General features: G+C 58.2%; 20 protein-coding genes. 10 read left to right on the top strand and 10 right to left on the bottom strand.

Features of this window, described 5'->3' with window-relative positions; translation table 11 throughout:
• Together aceE and pdhR are read right to left on the bottom strand one after the other, a co-directional pair.
• A partial coding sequence (gene aceE / locus RTP97_RS11335; RefSeq protein WP_312413617.1) for a pyruvate dehydrogenase (acetyl-transferring), homodimeric type occupies positions 1-1636 on the bottom strand: 1636 nt, incomplete at its 3' end.
• Between the two features lie 119 nt (positions 1637-1755).
• Positions 1756-2520: a pyruvate dehydrogenase complex transcriptional repressor PdhR gene (pdhR, locus tag RTP97_RS11330; protein ID WP_103820692.1), complete on the bottom strand. Its 765-nt coding sequence runs from the start codon at positions 2518-2520 to the stop codon at positions 1756-1758.
• 544 nt (positions 2521-3064) lie between these two features.
• Here pdhR and aroP point away from each other — a divergent pair.
• The 3 genes from aroP (at position 3065) to RTP97_RS11315 (ending at position 6973) form a co-directional block, all read left to right on the top strand.
• A complete protein-coding gene (aroP, locus tag RTP97_RS11325) occupies positions 3065-4441 on the top strand; it encodes an aromatic amino acid transporter AroP (protein ID WP_312413615.1) in 1377 nt (458 codons plus the stop codon).
• A 175-nt stretch (positions 4442-4616) separates the two neighbouring features.
• Positions 4617-6023 carry an MFS transporter gene (locus tag RTP97_RS11320; protein WP_312413613.1) on the top strand — a complete coding sequence of 469 codons (1407 nt, stop codon included), beginning with the start codon at positions 4617-4619 and terminating at the stop codon, positions 6021-6023.
• A complete protein-coding gene (locus tag RTP97_RS11315; RefSeq protein WP_312413610.1) occupies positions 6023-6973 on the top strand; it encodes a family 43 glycosylhydrolase in 951 nt (316 codons plus the stop codon). The genes RTP97_RS11320 and RTP97_RS11315 overlap by 1 nt, the downstream gene beginning before the upstream one ends.
• Before the next feature lie 77 nt (positions 6974-7050).
• On the opposite strand, the gene ampE is transcribed toward RTP97_RS11315, so the two are convergent.
• Positions 7051-7905 carry a beta-lactamase regulator AmpE gene (gene ampE / locus RTP97_RS11310; protein ID WP_312413608.1) on the bottom strand — a complete coding sequence of 285 codons (855 nt, stop codon included), beginning with the start codon at positions 7903-7905 and terminating at the stop codon, positions 7051-7053.
• Positions 7902-8465: a 1,6-anhydro-N-acetylmuramyl-L-alanine amidase AmpD gene (gene ampD / locus RTP97_RS11305; protein WP_312413605.1), complete on the bottom strand. Its 564-nt coding sequence runs from the start codon at positions 8463-8465 to the stop codon at positions 7902-7904. Before ampD ends, ampE begins: the two co-directional genes overlap by 4 nt.
• Positions 8466-8552: 87 nt before the next feature.
• Here ampD and nadC point away from each other — a divergent pair, with 87 nt between their 5' ends.
• The 4 genes from nadC (at position 8553) to hofC (ending at position 12496) form a co-directional block, all read left to right on the top strand.
• Complete coding sequence (gene nadC, locus RTP97_RS11300; protein ID WP_312413602.1) at positions 8553-9446, top strand: carboxylating nicotinate-nucleotide diphosphorylase; 894 nt, start codon at positions 8553-8555, stop codon at positions 9444-9446.
• 199 nt (positions 9447-9645) lie between these two features.
• Positions 9646-10083 (top strand): prepilin peptidase-dependent pilin, encoded by a 438-nt coding sequence (gene ppdD, locus RTP97_RS11295; RefSeq protein ID WP_312413621.1) that lies wholly within the window; start codon positions 9646-9648, stop codon positions 10081-10083.
• Positions 10084-10092: 9 nt separating this feature from the next.
• Complete coding sequence (gspE, locus tag RTP97_RS11290; protein WP_312413601.1) at positions 10093-11304, top strand: type II secretion system protein GspE; 1212 nt, start codon at positions 10093-10095, stop codon at positions 11302-11304.
• On the top strand, positions 11294-12496 hold the full coding sequence (gene hofC, locus RTP97_RS11285; protein ID WP_312413600.1) for a protein transport protein HofC: 1203 nt from the start codon (positions 11294-11296) through the stop codon (positions 12494-12496). Before gspE ends, hofC begins: the two co-directional genes overlap by 11 nt.
• 44 nt (positions 12497-12540) lie before the next feature.
• Here the strand turns inward: hofC and RTP97_RS11280 are convergent, their stop codons facing one another.
• Positions 12541-13584 carry a GMP reductase gene (locus RTP97_RS11280; protein WP_312413599.1) on the bottom strand — a complete coding sequence of 348 codons (1044 nt, stop codon included), beginning with the start codon at positions 13582-13584 and terminating at the stop codon, positions 12541-12543.
• 262 nt (positions 13585-13846) lie between these two features.
• Here RTP97_RS11280 and coaE point away from each other — a divergent pair, with 262 nt between their 5' ends.
• The 3 genes from coaE to yacG are packed head-to-tail and all read left to right on the top strand — an operon-like array spanning position 13847 to position 15414.
• Entirely contained in the window at positions 13847-14467 is a 621-nt protein-coding gene (gene coaE, locus RTP97_RS11275) for a dephospho-CoA kinase (RefSeq protein WP_312413598.1), read from the top strand.
• A complete protein-coding gene (zapD, locus tag RTP97_RS11270) occupies positions 14467-15210 on the top strand; it encodes a cell division protein ZapD (RefSeq protein ID WP_312413596.1) in 744 nt (247 codons plus the stop codon). Before coaE ends, zapD begins: the two co-directional genes overlap by 1 nt.
• A gap of 9 nt (positions 15211-15219) precedes the next feature.
• Complete coding sequence (gene yacG / locus RTP97_RS11265) at positions 15220-15414, top strand: DNA gyrase inhibitor YacG (RefSeq protein ID WP_312413594.1); 195 nt, start codon at positions 15220-15222, stop codon at positions 15412-15414.
• Between the two features lie 73 nt (positions 15415-15487).
• Here yacG and mutT read toward each other — a convergent pair whose 3' ends face one another.
• The 5 genes from mutT to ftsZ all read right to left on the bottom strand — a co-directional run bounded on the left by mutT (position 15488) and on the right by ftsZ (position 21667).
• On the bottom strand, positions 15488-15877 hold the full coding sequence (gene mutT / locus RTP97_RS11260) for an 8-oxo-dGTP diphosphatase MutT (protein WP_312413593.1): 390 nt from the start codon (positions 15875-15877) through the stop codon (positions 15488-15490).
• A 61-nt stretch (positions 15878-15938) separates the two neighbouring features.
• On the bottom strand, positions 15939-18644 hold the full coding sequence (gene secA, locus RTP97_RS11255; RefSeq protein WP_312413591.1) for a preprotein translocase subunit SecA: 2706 nt from the start codon (positions 18642-18644) through the stop codon (positions 15939-15941).
• A 58-nt stretch (positions 18645-18702) separates the two neighbouring features.
• Positions 18703-19206, bottom strand: a complete 504-nt coding sequence (gene secM / locus RTP97_RS11250) for a secA translation cis-regulator SecM (protein WP_312413590.1) — start codon at positions 19204-19206, stop codon at positions 18703-18705.
• A gap of 291 nt (positions 19207-19497) precedes the next feature.
• A complete protein-coding gene (gene lpxC / locus RTP97_RS11245; RefSeq protein ID WP_312228638.1) occupies positions 19498-20415 on the bottom strand; it encodes a UDP-3-O-acyl-N-acetylglucosamine deacetylase in 918 nt (305 codons plus the stop codon).
• A gap of 100 nt (positions 20416-20515) precedes the next feature.
• Positions 20516-21667, bottom strand: coding sequence for a cell division protein FtsZ (gene ftsZ / locus RTP97_RS11240; RefSeq protein ID WP_042390697.1), 1152 nt, complete (start codon positions 21665-21667; stop codon positions 20516-20518).
• Positions 21668-21714: the final 47 nt, after the last annotated feature.

Genomic DNA, 21714 nt, shown 5'->3' with positions numbered 1-21714 from the left:
ACTGCTGGCCGTTCGGGCTGTAGATACCGATCTGACGGAACAGACCTTCCATACCGAAGGTACGCGCTTCGTCAGCGATGATCGGAACCAGACGATCTTTGATCGACTTGTTCTTCAGCATCACGTTCAGGGCGCGAACGAAAGCGATAGTGGTGGAGATCTCTTTGTTCTGCTCTTCCAGCAGCGATTTGAAGTCTTCCAGCGCAGGCAGCTCCAGCTTCTCGCTGAAGTTAGGCTGGCGGGACGGCAGGTAGCCGTTCAGCTTCTGACGCTGGGCGTGCAGGTAGGTGTGCTCTTCAGAACCTTCCGGGAAGGTGATGTAAGAGAGGTTTTCAACCTGCTCGTCGGTTACTGGAACGCTGAAACGGTCGCGGATATAGCGCACGCCGTCCATGTTCATTTTCTTAACCTGGTGAGCGATGTTTTTACCTTCAGCGGTATCACCCATGCCGTAACCTTTAACGGTGTGGGCCAGGATGACAGTTGCTTTACCTTTGGTTTCCTGCGCTTTTTTCAGTGCAGCGTAGACTTTCTTCGGATCGTGACCACCGCGGTTCAGGGCCCAGATCTGCTCGTCAGTCCAGTCGGCAACCAGCGCTGCGGTCTCCGGGTATTTACCGAAGAAGTGCTCACGCACGTAAGCGCCGTCGCGGGATTTAAAGGTCTGGTAGTCGCCGTCAACGGTTTCGTTCATCAGCTGGATCAGTTTACCGCTGGTGTCTTTACGCAGCAGCTCATCCCAACGACCGCCCCACATTACCTTGATTACGTTCCAGCCAGCACCAGCGAAGATGCCTTCCAGTTCGTTGATGATCTTGCCGTTACCGGTTACCGGACCATCCAGACGCTGCAGGTTACAGTTGATGATGAAGCACAGGTTGTCCAGCTTCTCACGGGTGGCGATGGTGATTGCGCCTTTAGATTCCGGCTCATCCATCTCACCGTCGCCCAGGAAGGCGTAAACGGTCTGCTCAGAGGTATCTTTCAGGCCACGGTGTTCCAGATATTTCAGGAACTTAGCCTGGTAGATCGCACCGATCGGGCCCAGACCCATAGATACGGTCGGGAACTGCCAGAATTCTGGCATCAGTTTCGGGTGCGGGTAAGAGGAGAGGCCGTTGCCATGCACTTCCTGACGGAAGTTGTTCATCTGCTCTTCAGTCAGACGACCTTCCAGGAAGGCACGTGCGTAGACGCCTGGAGAGATGTGGCCCTGGAAGTACACCAGGTCGCCGCCGTCTTTCTCGGTACGCGCGCGGAAGAAGTGGTTGAAGCACACTTCATAAACGGTTGCAGAAGACTGGAAGGAAGCCATGTGGCCGCCCAGCTCCAGATCTTTTTTGGACGCACGCAGAACGGTCATGATGGCGTTCCAGCGGATTGCAGAACGAATGCGGCGTTCCAGATCCAGATTGCCCGGGTATTCCGGTTCGTCTTCAACGGCAATCGTGTTTACGTAGTTGTTAGCCCCTGCACCTGCAGCTACTTTCACGCCGCCTTTGCGGGCTTCAGAAAGCATCTGTTCAATTAGATACTGAGCGCGCTCAACACCTTCTTCACGGATGACCGATTCGATCGCCTGTTGCCAGTCGCGAGTTTCGATCGGATCCACGTCATTTTGGAGACGTTCTGACATGGGGGTATTCCTTATCTATCTGAGTACGTTGATTTGTCTGGAACCTGTCCCATTGTGTTTTCACCAGAAAACACAATAAGACAGGTTCTGCGTTAGTTGCCGCGCGTTAACTAACCACGCTAGTCCTTTCGTTGCTGAAGCCTGCGCATTGAGCGTTCCCGACGGCTCTGCTCACGGCTGCGATCCAGCAATATCTCCTCAATAAATGCCAGGTGACGGTGCGACGCTTCACGCGCCTGCTCCGGCTCCCTGGCAATAATCGCCTCAAAAACACTGGTGCGATGTTTGCTTACCAGCGGGAGCATCTCCCTGCGGGCATAGAGCAATTCAAAATTCTGGCGAACGTTCTGGGCTAGCATCGGCTCCATGCAGCGTAGCAGATGCAGCAGCACCACATTGTGTGCCGCTTCGGTGACAGCAATTTGATACTGGACCACCGCGCTGGATTCGGCATCGAGATCCCCTGACTCCTGCGCCAGCTCGATGGCGTGGTGCAGCTCGCGGATACGCACCCGGTCTTCATCGGTGCCGCGTAGCGCCGCGTAATAGGCGGCAATACCTTCCAGCGCGTGGCGCGTCTCAAGCAGGTCAAATTGGGATTCAGGATGATCGGAGAGCAGTTCGACCAGCGGGTCGCTAAAGCTCTGCCACAGGCTGTTCTGGACAAAGGTTCCGCCGCCCTGGCGACGAAGCAGCAAGCCCTTGGCTTCGAGACGTTGAATCGCCTCACGGAGCGAAGGACGGGAAACGTCGAACTGCTTAGCCAGCTCGCGTTCGGGTGGAAGTTTTTCACCGGGGCGCAATGTCCCCTCAAGGATCAAGAACTCCAGCTGCTGCTCAATCACATCGGATAGTTTTGGTTGGCGGATTTTGCTGTAGGCCATTATTCCCTGTCTCTGCCATTAGCCCGGAGTAAATTGGTCTTACCAATTTCATGTTCTTAGCGCTAAAGTAACAAAGTATTCACCTTCTGTCCATACAGGTTTTGATTGAAATCAGGGAACCCTGCACATTTTAACAACATTACAGAAATGACGTTTCAGGAATGTAACTTTGCCCAAAAGATACCGTTACCCCTTAAGGGGCAGATTTAACCTCTGTGAAACTTACCCAGTGCAAATTGAACCGATTCAGTGAGCTATATTTCGCTTATTTACGCAGATATAGTGCTTATTTATTTGAAAGAGCTGTTTTGGGAGTAGCTGGGGGTAGGCGGCAACTATTTACAATAGTTTGCTTTTCATCCAACCCGCTATCGCCCCTGCATAAAGCAGGTGCATTCCCTCGCGCTTATCACTATTCTGAACCTTACGAAAGGTATAGGGTGATATTTAAGATCCGGCCTACGTAAACCTATAAATACAAAAATGGAATTTTATCCGTACATGCACACAACAGCGTACACAAAATAACCACATATGAGGTTTCATGATGGAAGGTCAACAGCACGGTGAAACGCTGAAGCGCGGCCTTAAAAACCGCCACATTCAGCTGATTGCGCTGGGTGGTGCTATCGGGACTGGCCTGTTTCTGGGCAGCGCATCAGTCATTCAGTCCGCAGGGCCGGGAATTATCCTTGGCTATGCCATTGCCGGGTTTATCGCGTTCTTAATTATGCGCCAGCTGGGCGAAATGGTCGTTGAGGAGCCGGTCGCCGGATCGTTCAGCCACTTCGCCTACAAATACTGGGGCGGGTTTGCCGGCTTTGCCTCCGGCTGGAACTACTGGGTGCTCTACGTGCTGGTCGCAATGGCTGAGCTGACCGCCGTCGGGAAATACATCCAGTTCTGGTGGCCGGAGATCCCTACCTGGGTATCGGCGGCGGCCTTCTTTGTGATCATCAACGCCATCAACCTCACTAACGTTAAAGTATTCGGGGAGATGGAGTTCTGGTTCGCCATTATTAAAGTGATTGCCGTGGTTGCGATGATCCTCTTCGGCGGCTGGCTGCTGTTTAGCGATAGCGCCGGCCCACAGGCTACCGTGCGCAACCTCTGGGAACAGGGCGGCTTCCTGCCCCACGGCTTTACCGGGCTGGTCATGATGATGGCGATTATCATGTTCTCCTTCGGGGGCCTGGAGCTGGTGGGGATCACCGCCGCCGAGGCGGATAACCCGGAAGTGAGCATTCCTAAAGCCACCAACCAGGTTATCTACCGGATCCTGATTTTTTATATCGGCTCGCTGGCGGTGCTGCTCTCGCTGCTGCCGTGGACGCGCGTCACCGCCGACACCAGCCCGTTCGTGCTGATCTTCCACGAGCTGGGGGATACCTTTGTTGCTAACGCCCTTAACGTGGTGGTGCTGACTGCTGCGCTGTCGGTCTATAACAGCTGCGTCTACTGCAACAGCCGGATGCTGTTCGGCCTGGCGAAGCAGGGTAACGCCCCGAAAGCGCTGGCGAAAGTTGACAAGCGCGGCGTTCCGGTAGCGACCATTCTTATCTCTGCCTTCTTCACCGCCCTCTGCGTGCTGATTAACTACCTGGCGCCTGGCGAAGCCTTTGGCCTGCTGATGGCGCTGGTGGTCTCCGCACTGGTGATCAACTGGGCGATGATCAGCCTGGCGCATATGAAGTTCCGCCGGGCGAAGGATAAGCAGGGCGTGAAAACGCGCTTCCCGGCCCTCTTCTACCCATTGGGGAACTGGATCTGCCTGCTGTTTATGGCAGCAGTGCTGGTGATTATGGCTATTACCCCTGGCATGGCGATCTCCGTCTGGCTGATCCCGGTCTGGGTGGCGATCCTTGCCGTGGGTTACTTTATTAAGCAGCAAAAAGCGGGAAAGCCGGTTAAGGCCCACTAACCGCACGCTCTGCCCTGCCTCCTGGATCCAGGGAGGCAGGGCAGATGTGAAATTGTAAGACGCTTCACAAATTCACTTTCGTAGCCGTTTTGTCCATCTCTGCGCCCCTATCCTGTAACGCAAAAACTCCGTAGCGAGCGAATAATCTCTTTCTATATCAACGGGAGATTTCGCGATGGACAATAACAAGCTGTCAGTGAAAGAGAAGATCGGCTACGGCATGGGCGACGCCGGATGTAATATCATCTTCGGCGCTATCATGCTGTTCGTTAACTACTTTTATACCGACATATTTGGTCTGGCACCGGCGCTGGTCGGGGTGCTTTTGCTCTCTATCCGCGTTATTGATGCGGTAACGGACCCGATTATGGGGGCGCTGGCCGACCGTACCAAAAGCAAATATGGCCGTTTTCGCCCCTGGCTGCTGTGGATCGCTCTGCCCTACGCCGTGTTCAGCGTGCTGATGTTTACCACGCCGGACTGGAGCTACCATAGCAAGGTTATCTATGCCTTCGTCACCTACTTCCTGCTGTCAATTACCTATACCGCCATTAATATCCCTTACTGCTCTCTCGGCAGCGTCATCACCAACGATCCTAAAGAGCGCGTCGCCTGCCAGTCCTACCGCTTTGTGATGGTGGGCATCGCCACGCTGCTGCTGTCGTTAACCCTGCTGCCGATGGCGGAGTGGTTCGGCGGCGAAGACAAGGCCAAAGGCTATCAGATGGCGATGATGGTGCTGGCCTTTATCGGCATGTGCATGTTCCTCTACTGTTTTGCTACCGTGCGCGAGCGCGTCCGTCCGGCGGTACAGACCAATGACGATCTGAAGAAAGACCTGCGGGACGTCTGGAAAAACGACCAGTGGGTGCGCATTCTGCTGCTTACCCTGTGCAACGTCTGCCCCGGTTTCATCCGTATGGCCGCCACCATGTACTACGTCACCTGGGTCATGGGGCAGAGCACCCACTTTGCGACGCTGTTTATCAGCCTTGGCGTGGTCGGCATGATGATTGGCAGCATGCTCGCCAAAACGCTGACCGATCGCTGGTGCAAGCTGAAAGTGTTTTTCTGGACCAACATTGCGCTGGCGATCTTCTCCGGTGCGTTCTACTTCTTCGATCCTCACGCAACGGTGCTGATCGTGGTGCTCTACTTCTTGCTCAACGTGCTGCACCAGATCCCCTCCCCTCTGCACTGGTCATTGATGGCAGACGTAGATGACTACGGCGAGTGGAAGACCGGCAAGCGTATTACCGGGATCAGCTTCTCTGGTAACCTCTTCTTCCTGAAGGTCGGGCTGGCGGTAGCCGGGGCGATGGTAGGCTTCCTGCTCTCCTGGTACGGCTACGATGCGGGCGCGAAACAGCAGAGCGCCACGGCGATCAACGGCATCATGCTGCTGTTCACCGTTATTCCGGGCGTCGGCTACCTGATTACCGCCGGGGTCGTGCGTATGCTGAAGGTCGACCGCACGTTTATGCAGCAGATCCAGGCCGACCTGGAGAAGCGCCGCATTAATTACCGCGAGCTGAGTGACAGCACCGACCTTCCAACAGGCGACAACGTGAGGAAAGCATAATGCGCCAGTGGCCAAATCCTTTTATTGAGCAACGCGCCGATCCGTTCATTCTGCGTCACGGCGATGGGTACTACTTTATCGCCTCCGTGCCGGAGTACGATCGGCTGGAGATCCGCCGCGCCGCTACTCTCGAGGAGCTGCGCGACGCCGAGCCGGTGGTAGTATGGCGTAAACCGCAGACCGGCCCGATGAGCCAGCTGATCTGGGCCCCGGAGCTGCATCAGATTGACGGGAAGTGGTACATCTACTTTGCCGCAACCCATACGCACGATCTCGACGCGCTGAATATGTTCCAGCACCGCATGTTTGTGCTGGAGTGTGCCGACGCCGACCCCTTAACCGGGCGCTGGACGGAGAAGGGCCAGGTACAGACGCCGTTTGATACCTTTGCGCTGGATGCCACGACGTTCAACCACCAGGGCAAGCAGTGGTATCTCTGGGCGCAGAAAGCACCCGATATTCCCGGCAACTCAAACATCTATCTGGCGGAGCTGGAGAACCCGTGGACGCTGAAAGGCGACCCGGTGATGCTCAGCAAGCCGGAGTTTGAGTGGGAGTGCCGGGGCTTTCTGGTCAACGAGGGGCCGGCGGTAGTTACCCATGGCGATCGGCTGTTTGTCACTTACTCCGCCAGCGCCACCGATGAGAACTACTGCCTGGGCCTGCTGTGGATCGCTATTGATGCCGATCCATGCCAGCCGGAGAACTGGCATAAGTCCCCACAGCCGGTGTTTACCACCAGCTATGACAACCGGCAGTTCGGGCCGGGCCACAACAGTTTTACCCGTACAACGGACGGCGAAGACGTGCTGGTTTACCATGCGCGTAACTACACCGAGATTGAGGGCGATCCGCTCTACGATCCGAACCGTCATACCCGCCTGAAGCTGATCCAGTGGGATAAAGAGGGGATGCCAATTTTTGGCGTTCCGCCTGCGGACAGCTATTAAGTTCCGCCGGGTGGCGCTGCGCTTACCCGGCCTACGATCCTGTAGGCCCGGCAAGCCTGCGCCGCCGGGCGTTAAATCTACACCAGCGTCCCATAAATGGTCAGCAGCGCCACCACCACCACCACCGCGAAGGAGGTCTTCTTCGCCATCGACACGGCGGCTTTAGGCGTTTCGACCTTATCGAGATGCGGCTCCCGCGCCAGCGAGAACTGGGCCAGCCGTGTCAGGACCTGATACTGCGAGGTACGCCAGTCGGTAAGCGAAGCAAACCAGGCGGGCAGCGCCTTCTCACCGTGGCCGATAAGCGCGTAGACCACCCCCACCAGCCGCACCGGGATCCAGTCCAACAGGTGCAGAATCGCGTCAATACCGGACTGTAACCGCGCGTGCGGCGTCAGGTAGCGTGCCAGCCACGACTGCCAGGCGCGCAGGAAGGCGTAGCCCACTAGCAGCACCGGTCCCCATGTCCCGCCGACAACAAACCAGAACAGCGGGGCCAGATAGAAGCGGAAGTTAATCCACAGCAGGGCGTTTTGCAGCTCGCGCAGGTACTCACGTTCGTCACACTCGGGCGGCACGCCGTGGATCAGCGTCAGCTCGCTGGCCATGGTGTCCCGCGCGTGGCTGTCACTACGCGAGGCCGCCTTCAGATAGGCGTGGTAGTGCAGACGCACCTTGCCCGCCCCGATACAGAGCAGGCCGAGCATAATCCACACCACCAGCAGCGGCACGTTGAAAAAGAGTCCGTAGAGCGCGCGCAGCAGCAGAAAGGTCACTAGCATCGCCAGGGCAGTCATCAGCAGCGTGCGCAGCATCGAGAAGTGCTTAATCCGGCGGAAGAGTACCTCAAGGCGGTGATCCAGATGCCAGTGCTCACCCAGCTTAAACAGCCGTTCGGCGATCAGTACCAGCAGCATCGTGAATAGCGTCATGTCATCTCCTTATCTGACGAGAGGGCAACCAGAGCGCGAAACTTTTCCCAGTCAAAGGCCGGGCCAGGATCGGTTTTACGCTCGGGGGCAATGTTGCTGTGTCCGGTCATATTGTCAGCAATGGTTGGGTAAAGCGCAACCAGCGCCTGGGTAATCGCCGCCAGCTGTTGATACTGCGTTTCGGTATAGGGCAGCGTATCCGTCCCTTCCAGCTCGATACCGATGGAGAAATCGTTGCAGCGCTCGCGCCCGCAGTAGCGGGAGACGCCCGCATGCCAGGCGCGCTTATCAAAAGGGACATACTGGACAATCTCGCCGTCGCGGCGGATCAGGCAGTGCGCAGAGACGCGCAGGTGGGCAATCTCGGCAAAGAAAGGGTGCGCGTTAGCATCCAGCGTGCCCGTAAACAGGGCATCGATCCACGGCCCGCCAAACTCACCGGGGGGCAGGCTAATGTTATGTACCACCAGCAGAGAGGGGCACTCATCATCCGGGCGACAGTCATAGTGCGGGGAGCGGACCTGCCGCACACCGGCCAGCCAGCCCTCGTTTAACTGCATACGGGATCTCCTCAAGTATGGCTCTAATACTCGCTTCAGAGTAGCATGTTTCAATCTTATGATTCGTTACCCTTTTTGGAGTTTATTATGCCGCCTCGCCGCTATAGCCCCGATCGCCGTCGTGACGCGCTGCTGGAACGTATAAATCTGGATATCCCCGACGCCGTGGCGCAGGCCCTGCGCGAAGACCTGGGCGGCGAGGTGGACGCGAACAACGATATTACCGCCCAGCTGCTGGCGGAGGATACGCGCTCTCATGCGGTGGTGATCACCCGTGAGGATGGCGTCTTCTGCGGCAAACGCTGGGTGGAAGAGGTCTTTATTCAGCTCGCAGGCGACGATGTGCAGATCCAGTGGCACGTTGCCGATGGGGAGAGCGTCACCGCCAATCAGCCGCTGTTTGAGCTGGACGGAGCCTCCCGCGTACTGCTCACCGGTGAGCGCACGGCGCTGAACTTTGTGCAGACCCTCTCCGGCGTAGCGAGCGAGGTACGCCGCTATGTGGACCTGCTTGAAGGCACAAAAACCCAGCTGCTGGACACCCGTAAAACCCTGCCCGGCCTGCGTACCGCCCTGAAATACGCCGTGCTGTGTGGCGGCGGCGCGAACCATCGCCTTGGCCTCTCCGACGCGTTTCTGATCAAAGAGAACCACATTATCGCCTCCGGCTCGGTGCGCCAGGCGGTAGAGAAAGCCTTCTGGCTCCACCCGGACGTGCCGGTTGAGGTGGAAGTAGAGACGCTCACAGAGCTGGAGGAGGCGCTGAAGGCCGGGGCCGATATCATCATGCTGGATAACTTTACCACCGAGCAGATGCGCGAGGCGGTGCGGATCACCAACGGTCAGGCGCGGCTGGAGGTCTCCGGCAACGTCACCTTTGAGACGATTCGCGAGTTTGCTGAAACTGGAGTGGACTATGTCTCGGTGGGCGCGCTGACCAAGCACGTGCGCGCGCTCGATCTCTCGATGCGTTTTCGCTAGTCCCAGTGAGTCCCCGGTGGCGCTACGCTAACCGGGGCGACATGTTTCGCTCCTGCTCGCAAAATCACTGTTTACCGCTGCAACGCCATTAAAAACGCAGGAAGCTGCCTTCCTGAACGCCGCTTTGCCCCCTCGTCACCTTCTCCATCTGCTGACAGACTCCCCGGCATCAACCAGGGAGCACGTTATGAAGAAGTCATTGGAAAAACAGCGAGGGTTTACCTTAATTGAGCTGATGGTGGTGATTGGCATTATTGCCATCCTCAGCGCCATCGGCATTCCCGCCTATCAGAACTACCTGCGCAAGGCGGCCCTCACCGATATGCTGCAAACCTTTATCCCCTACCGTACCGCCATTGAGCTGTGCGCCCTCGATCGCGGCGGTACGGAGAGCTGCGACGGCGGCAGCAACGGTATCCCCTCCCCGACGAGCACGCGCTATGTCTCAGCGATGAGCGTAGAGAACGGCACGGTCACGCTAACCGGGCAGGAGAGCCTGACCGGGCTGAGCGTGACGCTGGTGCCGCAGTGGGACAACAGCAGCGGGATGAGCGGCTGGCAGCGTACCTGCGACGTGCAAAACGACGCGGCATTCCAGCAAGCCTGCGAAGACGTTTTCCGCTTCGACTATCAATAAGGGGGGAATATGGACATACCCGCATCGTTCGCTGCGCAAAGCCATCTGCCTGCCATCAGCGAGGGGACTCCCTCCGTGGTGGAGCTGCTTAACCAGACGCTCCAGCAGGCGCTGGCACAGCGGGCTTCCGACATCCACTTTGAGCCGGGGGAGAACCACTACCGCATCCGGCTGCGCATTGACGGCGTACTGCACGCCCTCCCCCCGCTAACCCGGGAGAGCGCAAAGACGCTGACGGCACGACTGAAGGTGCTGGGCAGCCTGGACATCGCCGAGCGGCGCTTGCCCCAGGACGGTCAGTTCACGGTTACGCTCTCCGGCAAGGCAATCTCGTTTCGTATCGCCACGCTGCCCTGCCGCCATGGGGAGAAGATCGTCCTGCGCCTGCTGCACCAGGTGAACCAGCCGCTGGATCTCTGTGCGCTGGGCATGGGCGCGTGGCAGCTGGCCCAGTTTCAGGCGGCGCTCGCCAGGCCGCAGGGGCTGCTGCTGGTCACCGGGCCGACGGGCAGCGGCAAGACCGTAACGCTCTACAGCGCGCTGGCTGCGCGTAACTTTCCCGAGGTGAATATTTGCAGCGTGGAGGATCCTATTGAGATCCCGCTGGATGGGCTAAATCAGACGCAGATCAATCCTCGGGCCGGGCTGGACTTTCACAGCGTGCTGCGGGCGCTGCTGCGCCAGGATCCGGACATCATTATGGTCGGTGAGATCCGCGATGGCGAAACGGCGGAGATCGCCATCAAGGCCTCTCAGACCGGGCACCTGGTGCTCTCCACTCTGCACACCAACTCCACCAGCGAGGCGCTGGTCAGGATCGCGCAGATGGGCGTTGCGCGCTGGATGATCGCCTCTGCCCTCTCGCTGGTGGTCGCACAACGGCTGGTGCGTAAGCTCTGTCCGCACTGTCGCCGCCGACTGCCGGAGGATCTTATCCTGCCGCAAGGGCTGTGGCCTCGCGCGCTGCCCCACTGGCAGGCAGGCGGCTGCGAGGCGTGCTATCACGGCTTCTGCGGCAGAGTCGCACTCTTTGAGGTACTCAGCATCAACCCTGCCCTGCGCCAGGCCATCGCCAACGGTGAGCCTACGGAAAACATTGAGCGGCAGGCACGACAGGCGGGTATGGCTACCCTGTTTGAGCGCGGCTGCCTCGCCGTTGAGCGGGGGTTAACCACCCTTGAGGAGCTGCTGCGGGTGCTGGGGATGCCCGATGCAGGCTAAACGGCTCTGGCACTGGCGCGGACTTGATGACGCAGGCCAGCGCTGTCAGGGTGCACGCTGGGCTACCGACCGGCTGGCCGTCGCCGACGCCCTGCAAACCGAGCAGATTTTTATCCTGACGCTCAGGCGCAGCTCGGTCCGAACGGCAGCCTGGCGCGGGACGCACCGCTGCGAGGTGGTGCACCAGCTGGCAACGCTGCTTAAGGCGGGCCTGACCCTGCCCGATGCGCTGCTGATGCTCTCCCGTCAGCACCCGGTTCGGCAGTGGCAGGCGCTGCTGCAAAGCCTGGCGGAGGATCTGACTCAGGGCACGGCGCTCTCTGCGGCCATGCGCCGCTGGCCCGCCGTGTTCCCGCCGATCTATATCGCCATGATCCACACCGGGGAGCTGACCGGCGCGCTGGATGAGTGCTGCTTCCAGCTTGCCGCCCAACAAAAAGCTGAGCTGCAGCTGGCGGGTAAGGTAAAAAAGGCGCTGCGCTACCCGCTGATTGTTCTGGCCCTGGCCGTGGCGGTCACGCTGGCGATGATCCTGCTGGTGCTGCCCGAGTTCGCCGCCATCTACCGGACCTTCAATACGCCGCTGCCCGCCCTCACGCGCGGGGTGATGGCCCTTGCGGGGATAGTGACTCACGCAGGTCCGTGGGCGCTTGCGGCCGCTCTCCTGCTTGCTGGAAGCGGATTTGCGCTGCGCAACCACCCGCCGTGGCTCCGCTACCGGCAGCGGCTGCTGCTAAGTATCCCGGTGGTCGGTGGGCTGGTGCGCGGGCAGAAGCTCAGCCAGATATTTACCGTGCTGGCCCTCACCCAGCGGGCAGGGATTGCTTTCCTGCAGGGGCTGGAGAGCGTCGAGGCAACCTTGACCTGCCCCCACTGGCGCGAAGCGATCCACCATATCCATCAGGAGATTGCCCAGGGGACGCCGATCTGGACGGCACTGAAAAACAGCGGGCAGTTTAGCGCGCTCTGCATCCAGCTGGTGCGGACCGGCGAAGCCTCCGGGGCGCTCGATACCATGCTCAACAACCTTGCCCGCCACCATAGCGAACTGACCCAGCAGCAGGCGGATAGCCTGGCCACGCTGCTGGAGCCCCTGATGCTGGTGGTAACTGGGGTTATCATTGGAACGCTGATCGTGGCGATGTACCTGCCGATTTTTCATCTGGGAGATGCGATGAGCGGAATGGGATAAGGGCAGGCGAGAAGCTGGCGCAGCGAACCGCGCCAGCAGAGGCATCAGAGGCTATTGAAAACGCGGTTTTCCTGCTCGGCGACGCGAATAAAGGTGGTGCGCTTGGTCAGCTCTTTCAGGCGGGATGCGCCTACGTAGGTGCAGGCTGAACGCAGGCCGCCAAGGATATCGCGGGCGGTGTTCTCAACCGGGCCACGCAGGGCCAGCTTAACGGTTTTCCCTTCCGCTGCGCGGTAGCCCGCAACGCCGCCAACGTGACGGTTCATCGCTGACTCGGAGCTCATGCCGTAGAAGAGCATGAATTTTTCACCGTTCTCATCGACTACGGTGCCGCCGCTCTCTTCGTGACCGGCCAGCATACCGCCCAGCATCACGAAGTCTGCGCCGCCGCCGAAGGCTTTAGCCACGTCACCCGGTACGGTACAGCCGCCGTCGCTGACGATCTGGCCGCCGAGACCGTGGGCCGCATCGGCGCACTCGATCACCGCAGAGAGCTGCGGATAGCCGACGCCGGTTTTCACGCGGGTGGTGCAGACGGAGCCTGGGCCGATGCCGACCTTAACAATATCCGCCCCAGCGAGGATCAGCTCTTCACACATTTCGCCTGTCACTACGTTACCGGCGCAGATGGTTTTAGTCGGCCAGGCCGCACGGGCTTTGGCCACGAACTGCACGAAGTGCTCGGAGTAGCCATTAGCGACGTCAATACAGATAAAGCTCAGCGCCGGGCTGGCGTCGAGGATCTGTTTGGTCTTTTCAAAGTCGGCGTCGGAGGTCCCGGTTGAAACCATTACATGTTTCAGCACGTCTGCGGACTCCGCGGCAACAAAGGTTTTCCACTCTTCGACGGAGTAGTGCTTGTGCACGGCGGTGAGGATGTCGAACGACGCCAGCGCTTTCGCCATCGCGAAGGTGCCAACGGTATCCATGTTCGCTGCGATGACAGGAACGCCAGACCAGGTCATGCCCGAGTGCTTAAAGGTATATTCGCGCTCCAGCTGGACATCGGAACGACTTTTGAGGGTAGAGCGCTTAGGGCGGATAAGAACGTCTTTAAAACCTAATTTCAGATCTTCTTCGATACGCATGAACGGATTCCTGGGGTTAATGGCGACTAACGCATACGAGCTAACACACAACTCCAGTGACGCTATCATACGCACTAAATAGGAGTCCGCAAGACTGCGAAATTCTCTTTTTTTACGCTACAATCCTATAAATTTACCTGCCGAATGGGCGGGGTCCGGATTATTGAACATGTCGTTTTCCGTACAAATTATAACCTTTTGATTTGCGAAATAAATAAATCAAAAGATCGTGAGCTGGCAAAGTAGTCTGGGATTTTGCGTTATGGGGTATACGGTCGCCTTAACCGGGGGAATCGGCAGCGGAAAAAGTACGGTTGCCAATGAATTCCTGAAAAACGGGGTTAGCGTCGTTGATGCTGATGTCATCGCCCGCCAGGTGGTTGAGCCTGGCGCTCCTGCCCTACGCGCCATTGCGGCCCATTTTGGGCCAGAGACGATCCAGCCGGACGGCACGCTCAACCGCCGCCTGCTGCGTGAACGCATTTTCGCCTCGCCAGACGATAAGCGCTGGCTTAACGCGTTACTCCACCCCCTGATCCACGAAGAGACCCAGCGGCAGATTGCTGAGGCCACATCGCCCTACGTGCTGTGGGTGGTGCCCTTGCTGGTGGAGAACCAGCTGCACACCAAAGCCGATCGGGTTTTGGTGGTTGACGTCTCCCCGGAGACACAGATTTCCCGCACGATAGAGCGCGATGGCGTCACGCGTGAGCACGCCGAGCATATTCTTGCCGCGCAGGCCACGCGAGAAGCACGCCTTGCCGTCGCGGATGATGTTATTGACAATAATGGCGCACCAGATGCCGTTGCATCGGATGTTGCCCGCCTGCATGAGGCGTACCTACGCTACGCTTCCCAGGTCGTATCACAGGAAAAACCGTAATGCAGACCCACGTCCTTTTTGAACACCCGCTCAATGAAAAGATGCGCACCTGGCTGCGCATTGAATTTCTGCTCCAGCAGCTCTCCGCCCGCCTCCCTATCAGCGATCACGCTGACGCCTTACACTTTTTTCGTAACGCCGGAGACCTGCTTGACGTGTTCGAACGCGGCGATATCCGCACCGAGCTGCTGAAAGAGCTGGAGCGCCAGCAGCGTAAGCTGAAAGCGTGGGTAGAAGTGCCTGGAGTCGACCAGAGCCGCATTGATGCGGTGCGCGACCAGCTGAAGCAGAGCAGCAGCACCCTGATGGCCGCCCCGCGCGTTGGGCAGCTGCTGCGTGAAGAGCGGCTGATTGGCCTGGTGCGCCAGCGCCTCTCCATCCCCGGCGGCTGCTGTAGCTTCGATCTGCCGACGCTGCACCTGTGGCTCTATGCCCCCCAGTCCCAGCGGGATGAGCAGGTCGCCGTCTGGCTGGAGAGCCTCCAGCCGCTGACCCAAACGCTGACGCTGATCCTTGACCTGATCCGCAACTCTGCCCCCTTCCGCAAGCAGACCAGCCTGAACGGCTTCTACCAGGACAACGGTGACGATGCCGATCTGCTGCGTCTGGAGCTGACGCTCGCCGACCAGCTCTATCCGCAAATCTCCGGGCATAAGAGCCGCTTTGCCATCCGCTTTATGCCGCTGGACAGCGAAAACGGCCACGTGCCGGAGCGTCTCGATTTTAGCCTGGCGTGCTGTTAAGGAGGAGTGATGTCTGAAGAAACCGTTGTAAACTGCCCAACCTGTGGCCGGAAAGTGATCTGGAACGAGACCAGCCCGTTTCGCCCGTTCTGCTCTAAGCGCTGCCAGATTATCGACTTAGGCGAGTGGGCTGCCGAAGAGAAGCGCATCCCCAGCGAGGGCGATCTCTCCGACAGCGATGGCTGGAGCGAAGAGAAACAGTAACCGCTGCCCATCCGCCTAAATAACGCCTGCTGGCGCTTCGCTTAGCAGGCCTACAAAACTACAAACCATCAAATTACTCGCCGCGTAAGCGGGCGACAATCGGCTGGTTGGCGGGTGGGAAATCGTCCGCGTTCAGCGCCTGCGGCATCAGCCACTCCCCCGGCTGGCCCTCTTTGCCCCACGGCTCCCCTTCCCAGCTTTCGACCAGGTAGAACCACAGGGTGATGTGCAGCTCTGGGTACTGGTAATCCAGCTTCTCAAACAGCAGCGCTGAGGTAACGGTGATGCCCACCTCTTCGTCCAGCTCGCGCGCCAGCGCCTGCTCCGGCGTTTCGCCAGCCTCAATCTTGCCGCCAGGAAACTCTTTTTTATTGGCCATGTGCGCATCGGCGGCGCGCTGGGTAATAAAGATTTCGCCCTGCGGATTGCGAATGATCCCGGCGGCGATATTCAATACTTTCATCAGGTTGACTCCATAAAAAAGGCGCAGAATCTGCGCCTTTGTTTTTTTTATTGTGTCGCGCTTAGCTCAGACGGCCATGGCACTGCTTGTATTTTTTGCCAGAGCCGCACGGGCATGGATCGTTACGACCCACTTTACGCTCGCCGGTCTGATCCGCCAGATCGGCCGCAGCCTGCGCGTCGTCGGACTGGTGGCTAAGCTGCTGCATCTGGGCCAGGCGCTCTGACTCCTCACGACGCTGCTGCTCCATCTCTTCCACCTCTTCCGGCATCCGCACCTGCACTTTCGACAGGGTGCTGATCACTTCATACTTCAGCGACTCAAGCATAGCGGCGAACATGGCGAAGGATTCGCGCTTGTACTCCTGCTTCGGATCCTTCTGCGCGTAGCCACGCAGGTGGATGCCCTGACGCAGATAGTCCATCGCCGCCAGGTGCTCTTTCCATAGGGAGTCGAGGGTTTGCAGCATGACGCCTTTTTCGAAGTGGCGCATCATCTCGGCACCCACCACTTCTTCTTTACGCTGATAGACCTCTACCGCGCTCTGCATAATACGTTCGCGCAGCGTCTCTTCATGCAGATCCGGCTCTTTGTCCAGCCACTCGGCAATCGGCAGGTCGAGATCGAAGTCGTTTTTCAGGCGCTCTTGCAGGCCTGGGATATCCCACATCTCTTCCAGCGACTGCGGCGGAATATGCCCGTCGATAGTCGCCTTGAAGACATCCTCGCGGATGCTGGTGATGGTTTCGCTGACGTCGCTTACGTCCAACAGCTCGTTACGCTGGGTGTAGATGGCGCGGCGCTGATCGTTGGCCACATCGTCATACTCCAGCAGCTGCTTACGAATATCGAAGTTGCGGCTCTCTACCTTACGCTGGGCGTTGGCGATAGCCTTGGTCACCCACGGGTGCTCGATCGCTTCGCCCGGCTTCATCCCCAGCTTACGCATCATATTGGAGACGCGGTCAGAGGCGAAGATACGCATCAGGGCATCTTCCATCGACAGGTAGAAGCGGGAGGAGCCTGCGTCACCCTGACGACCGGAACGGCCGCGCAGCTGGTTGTCGATACGGCGGGATTCATGGCGCTCGGTACCGATGATGTGCAGACCGCCGGAGGCCAGCACCGCATCATGACGCACCTGCCAGTCCGCTTTGATCTGTGCAATCTGCTCTTCGGTCGGCTCCGGCAGGGCGGCAACCTCTGCCTGCCAGCTACCACCGAGCATAATATCGGTACCACGACCCGCCATGTTGGTGGCGATGGTCACCGCTGCCGGATAGCCCGCCTGGGCAACAATTGCCGCTTCGTTGGCGTGGAACTTGGCGTTCAGGACGTTGTGCTTAATGCCCGCTTTGGTCAGTTCGTTAGACACCACCTCGGATTTCTCGATGGAGATGGTCCCCACCAGCACCGGCTGGCCGTTGGCCGTACGCTCTTTGATATCTTCGATGATGGCCTGAATTTTTTCCGCTTCGGTCATGTAGACCAGGTCCGGCAGATCCTTACGGATCATCGGACGGTTGGTCGGCACCACCACGGTGTCCAGCTTGTAGATAGAGCTAAATTCGAAGGCTTCGGTATCGGCAGTACCGGTCATCCCCGCCAGCTTCTCATACAGGCGGAAGTAGTTCTGGAAGGTGATGGAGGCCAGGGTCTGGTTCTCGTTCTGGATATCCACGCCCTCTTTGGCCTCAACGGCCTGGTGTAGACCATCGGACCAGCGGCGGCCCTGCATGGTACGGCCGGTGTGCTCATCAACGATGATGACTTCACCGTCTTTCACGATGTAGTCCACGTCGCGGGTGAAGAGCACGTGGGCACGCAGCGCAGCGGTAACGTGGTGCATCAGCATGATATTGCCTGGGGAGTAGAGCGACTCGCCCTCGTCCATGATGCCCTCACGCACCAGCAGCTCTTCAATCAGCACCAGTCCGCGCTCGGTCAGGTTTACCTGACGCGCTTTCTCATCCACGGAGAAGTGGCCTTCGCCCTGGAAGGTGTCAGAATCCTCTTTCTCCTGACGGATCAGGTTAGGGATGATTTTGTTGACGCGCTTGTACATGTCGGAGCTGTCTTCCGCCGGACCGGAGATGATCAGCGGCGTACGGGCTTCGTCGATGAGGATGGAGTCTACCTCATCCACCAGCGCATAGTGCAGCTTACGCTGAACGCGCTCTTCCGGGCTGAACGCCATGTTGTCACGCAGGTAGTCAAAGCCGTATTCGTTGTTAGTGCCGTAGGTGATATCTGCGGCATAGGCTTCACGCTTGGCCGGTGCTGGCAGGCCGGACATGTTGATGCCCACGCTCATGCCAAGGAACTCGAACAGCGGACGGTTGTTTTCGGCATCACGCTGGGCGAGGTAGTCGTTGACGGTCACCACGTGCACGCCTTTACCGCTCAGGGCGTTCAGATAGGCAGGCAGGGTTGCGGTCAGGGTTTTACCTTCACCGGTACGCATCTCGGCGATGCAGCGATCGTTAAGCACCATCCCGCCCAGCAGCTGGACGTCAAAGTGGCGCATGCCGAACACGCGCTTGCTCGCTTCACGCACCACGGCGAACGCTTCCGGGATCAGGCTCTCCACGGTCTCGCCTTTTTCCAGACGGGCGCGGAACTCGGCGGTTTTGGCTTTCAGCTCATCATCGCTGAGCTTCTCCATAGCCGGTTCCATACCGTTGATGACGGTGACGGCTTTGCGCATCCGGCGCAGGGTACGATCGTTACGGCTACCAAATACTTTTGTTAACAGTTTAATAAGCATAATAAATTCTCAAACGCCCCAAAATGGGCAGATAAATTAAGGTGTTGAAACGGTTAATTTAGCTGAGGCGTTGAGGTCCGGCGCGGATCCCCTGCACCTGCGCGAGCCAGTCAGCGACGGTAAACGCAGCGTGCGGCTCTGGAGTGACGAGGATGCGATGGCGAACAATAACCGGCGGCTTGCCCTCCTGGTTCAGCAGGGCGTTGAGCGTATCCAGCAGCGCCAGATGGTGCGCCTGGACGGGCAGCGGCTCTTCAGCAACCGACAGCGCCTGCGGTGCCATTGCAAAGGAGAGATGACGAATAACGGTGCGGATAGCGTGCTGATGCCAGTAGTCGACGGTAAAGGTCGGACGGCGGCTGGCTTCGAGCAGCGCGAGGCTGGTGAAGTTGACCGGGCTGGTGCGATTATGGTTGCTGGCGGTTGCCTTCTCAGGCTGGGCCGGGCGCTCCTGCGTACCGGGCGCGGGCAGGCCAAGACTCGCCGCGACCATCCCTAAAAAGAGATGCGGCCAGAAGTAGCGTCTGCCAAATTGTCGCCAGCGCGTCAGTAATCCGCTCACTTGCTCCACCATTAATGGGTTAAACCTACCCGATTCATATCAACATCCGTTATTTTGCGACCAAATATTACCATTAAAGGCGCTACACGGCAGTAACAATGAGGGGCATAGCCGGGTGAAAATGCTTAAGAAAACAGCGAACGCTCCGCTTTGGGCAGTAAATTATCTCTGGATTTGTGCATCAGGGGCGAGAAGAGAACCGGTAAAACCTGGAAACAAAAACGACTGGCGCCCCTGACCGGAGAGAGTGCCAGGTTAACCAGTCGAATTTTTACTAAACGGTCTGGAGGATTATGCCAGTACCGTTGAGGGTGCTTTGAATGCCAAAGGCAGTTCAGCGTCGTCCTGGAACGTCACATACTCCCAGGCTTCCTGTTTAGCCAGGACCGCCTGCAGCAGTTTATTATTCAGCGCATGACCGGATTTGTAAGCGGTAAATGCACCGATAATGTTGTGACCGCACATGAACAGGTCACCGATCGCATCCAGCATTTTGTGACGCACAAACTCGTCTTCAAAACGCAGGCCGTCTTCGTTCAGTACGCGATAGTCATCAACTACGATGGCACAATCGAAGCTGCCGCCCAGGCACAGGCCACGAGACTGCAGATACTCGATATCACGCATAAAGCCGAAGGTACGCGCGCGGCTAATCTGGCGCATAAATGCGTCGGCAGAGAAGTTCATCGCGTAGCGCTGGCTGCTGGCATCAATCGCCGGATGGTTGAAGTCGATGGTGAAATCGAGCGTAAAACCATTGTACGGCTTGAATTCAGCCCATTTGTCGCCGTCTTCGACGCGAACGGTCTCTTTGATGCGAACAAATTTCTTCGCACAGTTCAGCTCTTCGATACCCGCATCAAGCAGCAGGTAAACGAAGGGGGCTGCACTACCGTCCATGATCGGGATCTCAGGGGCGTCAACTTCAATCATGATGTTGTCGATACCCAGACCCGCCAGCGCGGCGTTGAGGTGCTCTACGGTAGAGATCCGCACGTCATGCTCGTTCACCAGGCAGGTGCAGAGCATGGTATCACGCACAGATTTGGCATCGGCCGGAAAATCTACCGGTGGATTCAAGTCAGTGCGACGATAGATGACCCCGGTGTTGGCCGACGCAGGTCGCAACGTCAGGGTGACTTTCTTGCCGGTATGCAAACCGACGCCAGTCGCCTGAACGATACGTTTAAGTGTCCTTTGTTTGATCATCGTATAATCTCGCCTAGTTACTAATCCAACCGAATTGTACTATACAACCGGCGGGCCAGTTTAGCACAAAGAGCGACAATGCCCAACTTCCAGCTAATTCTTAGTCAGCCTGCTTACGTAAAAATGCCGGAATATCGAGATAATCTGGCTCTTTTGCGGTCTGCGGCGTCGGGTCATTGACCACTTTCGCGGCCGGTTTCTGCTCCTGGCTCAGCGGTGCCATACCGTGCTGCTGGTAGCGATCCATCACCGGCTGCTGCTGCTGTTTGTTGGTCACCAGGGTAATTTCTGGACGCTTGTCCATACCGATACCGGTGGCAACAACGGTCACGCGCAGCTCGTCGTTCATCTCTGGATCCAGAGAGGTACCGATAACCACGGTCGCGTTATCTGACGCAAATGCACGGATGGTGTTACCCACGGTTTCAAACTCGTCCAGACGCAGGTCGAAGCCCGCCGTAATGTTGACGAGAACGCCGCGTGCGCCAGAGAGGTCGATATCTTCCAGCAGCGGGCTGGAGATGGCCATCTCGGCGGCTTCTTCCGCACGATCTTCCCCTTTCGCCACGCCGGAGCCCATCATCGCGTAGCCCATTTCGGACATCACGGTGCGCACGTCAGCGAAGTCGACGTTCATCAGGCCTGGACGGGTGATCAGCTCGGCGATGCCCTGGACCGCGCCTTTCAGCACGTCGTTGGCCGCGCCAAAGGCGTCAAGCAGAGAGATGCCACGACCCAGCACCTTCAGCAGCTTGTCGTTCGGGATGGTGATCAGGGAGTCAACGTGCTTAGAGAGCTCGGTGATCCCCTGCTCCGCAAAGGCCATACGCTTCTTGCCTTCGAAGTTGAAAGGCTTGGTCACGACGGCAACGGTCAGAATACCTAAATCTTTGGCCACTTCGGCAACCACCGGCGCGGCACCTGTGCCTGTACCCCCGCCCATACCTGCGGCGATGAATACCATGTCTGCGCCGTCAAGCGCTGCGCGCAGTGCTTCACGGTCCTCTTCGGCTGCATTGCGGCCGACTTCCGGGTTAGCACCCGCTCCCAAACCTTTGGTGATGCCGCCGCCGATCTGGATGGTCTGCCCCACCGCGGTCTTACGCAACGCCTGGGCGTCAGTATTCACTGCAAAGAATTCAACGCCTTCGATGCGCTCGCGCACCATGTGCTCAACGGCGTTACCGCCGCCGCCACCGACGCCGATGACTTTAATCACCGCATCGTTGGTCAGTTCCATAGGTTCAAACATAATTTTCTCTCCGATTTTACACATCATCCTGCAGACTGCTGTAAGAC

This window comes from Pseudescherichia sp. (assembly GCF_031998825.1).
Classification (GTDB): Bacteria; Pseudomonadota; Gammaproteobacteria; order Enterobacterales; family Enterobacteriaceae; genus Pseudescherichia.
Note: the sequence above shows the minus strand (reverse complement) of the source record. Positions and strands in the feature narration are given on the sequence as shown.

Bases quoted from the DNA above. Each gene is read 5' to 3' on its own strand.
- pdhR (WP_103820692.1), bottom strand. From the start codon at position 2,520: ATGGCCTACAGCAAAATCCGCCAACCAAAACTATCCGATGTGATTGAG.
- aroP (WP_312413615.1), top strand. From the start codon at position 3,065: ATGATGGAAGGTCAACAGCACGGTGAAACGCTGAAGCGCGGCCTTAAA.
- RTP97_RS11320 (WP_312413613.1), top strand. From the start codon at position 4,617: ATGGACAATAACAAGCTGTCAGTGAAAGAGAAGATCGGCTACGGCATG.
- RTP97_RS11315 (WP_312413610.1), top strand. From the start codon at position 6,023: ATGCGCCAGTGGCCAAATCCTTTTATTGAGCAACGCGCCGATCCGTTC.
- ampE (WP_312413608.1), bottom strand. From the start codon at position 7,905: ATGACGCTATTCACGATGCTGCTGGTACTGATCGCCGAACGGCTGTTT.
- ampD (WP_312413605.1), bottom strand. From the start codon at position 8,465: ATGCAGTTAAACGAGGGCTGGCTGGCCGGTGTGCGGCAGGTCCGCTCC.
- nadC (WP_312413602.1), top strand. From the start codon at position 8,553: ATGCCGCCTCGCCGCTATAGCCCCGATCGCCGTCGTGACGCGCTGCTG.
- gspE (WP_312413601.1), top strand. From the start codon at position 10,093: ATGGACATACCCGCATCGTTCGCTGCGCAAAGCCATCTGCCTGCCATC.
- hofC (WP_312413600.1), top strand. From the start codon at position 11,294: ATGCAGGCTAAACGGCTCTGGCACTGGCGCGGACTTGATGACGCAGGC.
- RTP97_RS11280 (WP_312413599.1), bottom strand. From the start codon at position 13,584: ATGCGTATCGAAGAAGATCTGAAATTAGGTTTTAAAGACGTTCTTATC.
- coaE (WP_312413598.1), top strand. From the start codon at position 13,847: ATGGGGTATACGGTCGCCTTAACCGGGGGAATCGGCAGCGGAAAAAGT.
- zapD (WP_312413596.1), top strand. From the start codon at position 14,467: ATGCAGACCCACGTCCTTTTTGAACACCCGCTCAATGAAAAGATGCGC.
- yacG (WP_312413594.1), top strand. From the start codon at position 15,220: ATGTCTGAAGAAACCGTTGTAAACTGCCCAACCTGTGGCCGGAAAGTG.
- mutT (WP_312413593.1), bottom strand. From the start codon at position 15,877: ATGAAAGTATTGAATATCGCCGCCGGGATCATTCGCAATCCGCAGGGC.
- secA (WP_312413591.1), bottom strand. From the start codon at position 18,644: ATGCTTATTAAACTGTTAACAAAAGTATTTGGTAGCCGTAACGATCGT.
- lpxC (WP_312228638.1), bottom strand. From the start codon at position 20,415: ATGATCAAACAAAGGACACTTAAACGTATCGTTCAGGCGACTGGCGTC.
- ftsZ (WP_042390697.1), bottom strand. From the start codon at position 21,667: ATGTTTGAACCTATGGAACTGACCAACGATGCGGTGATTAAAGTCATC.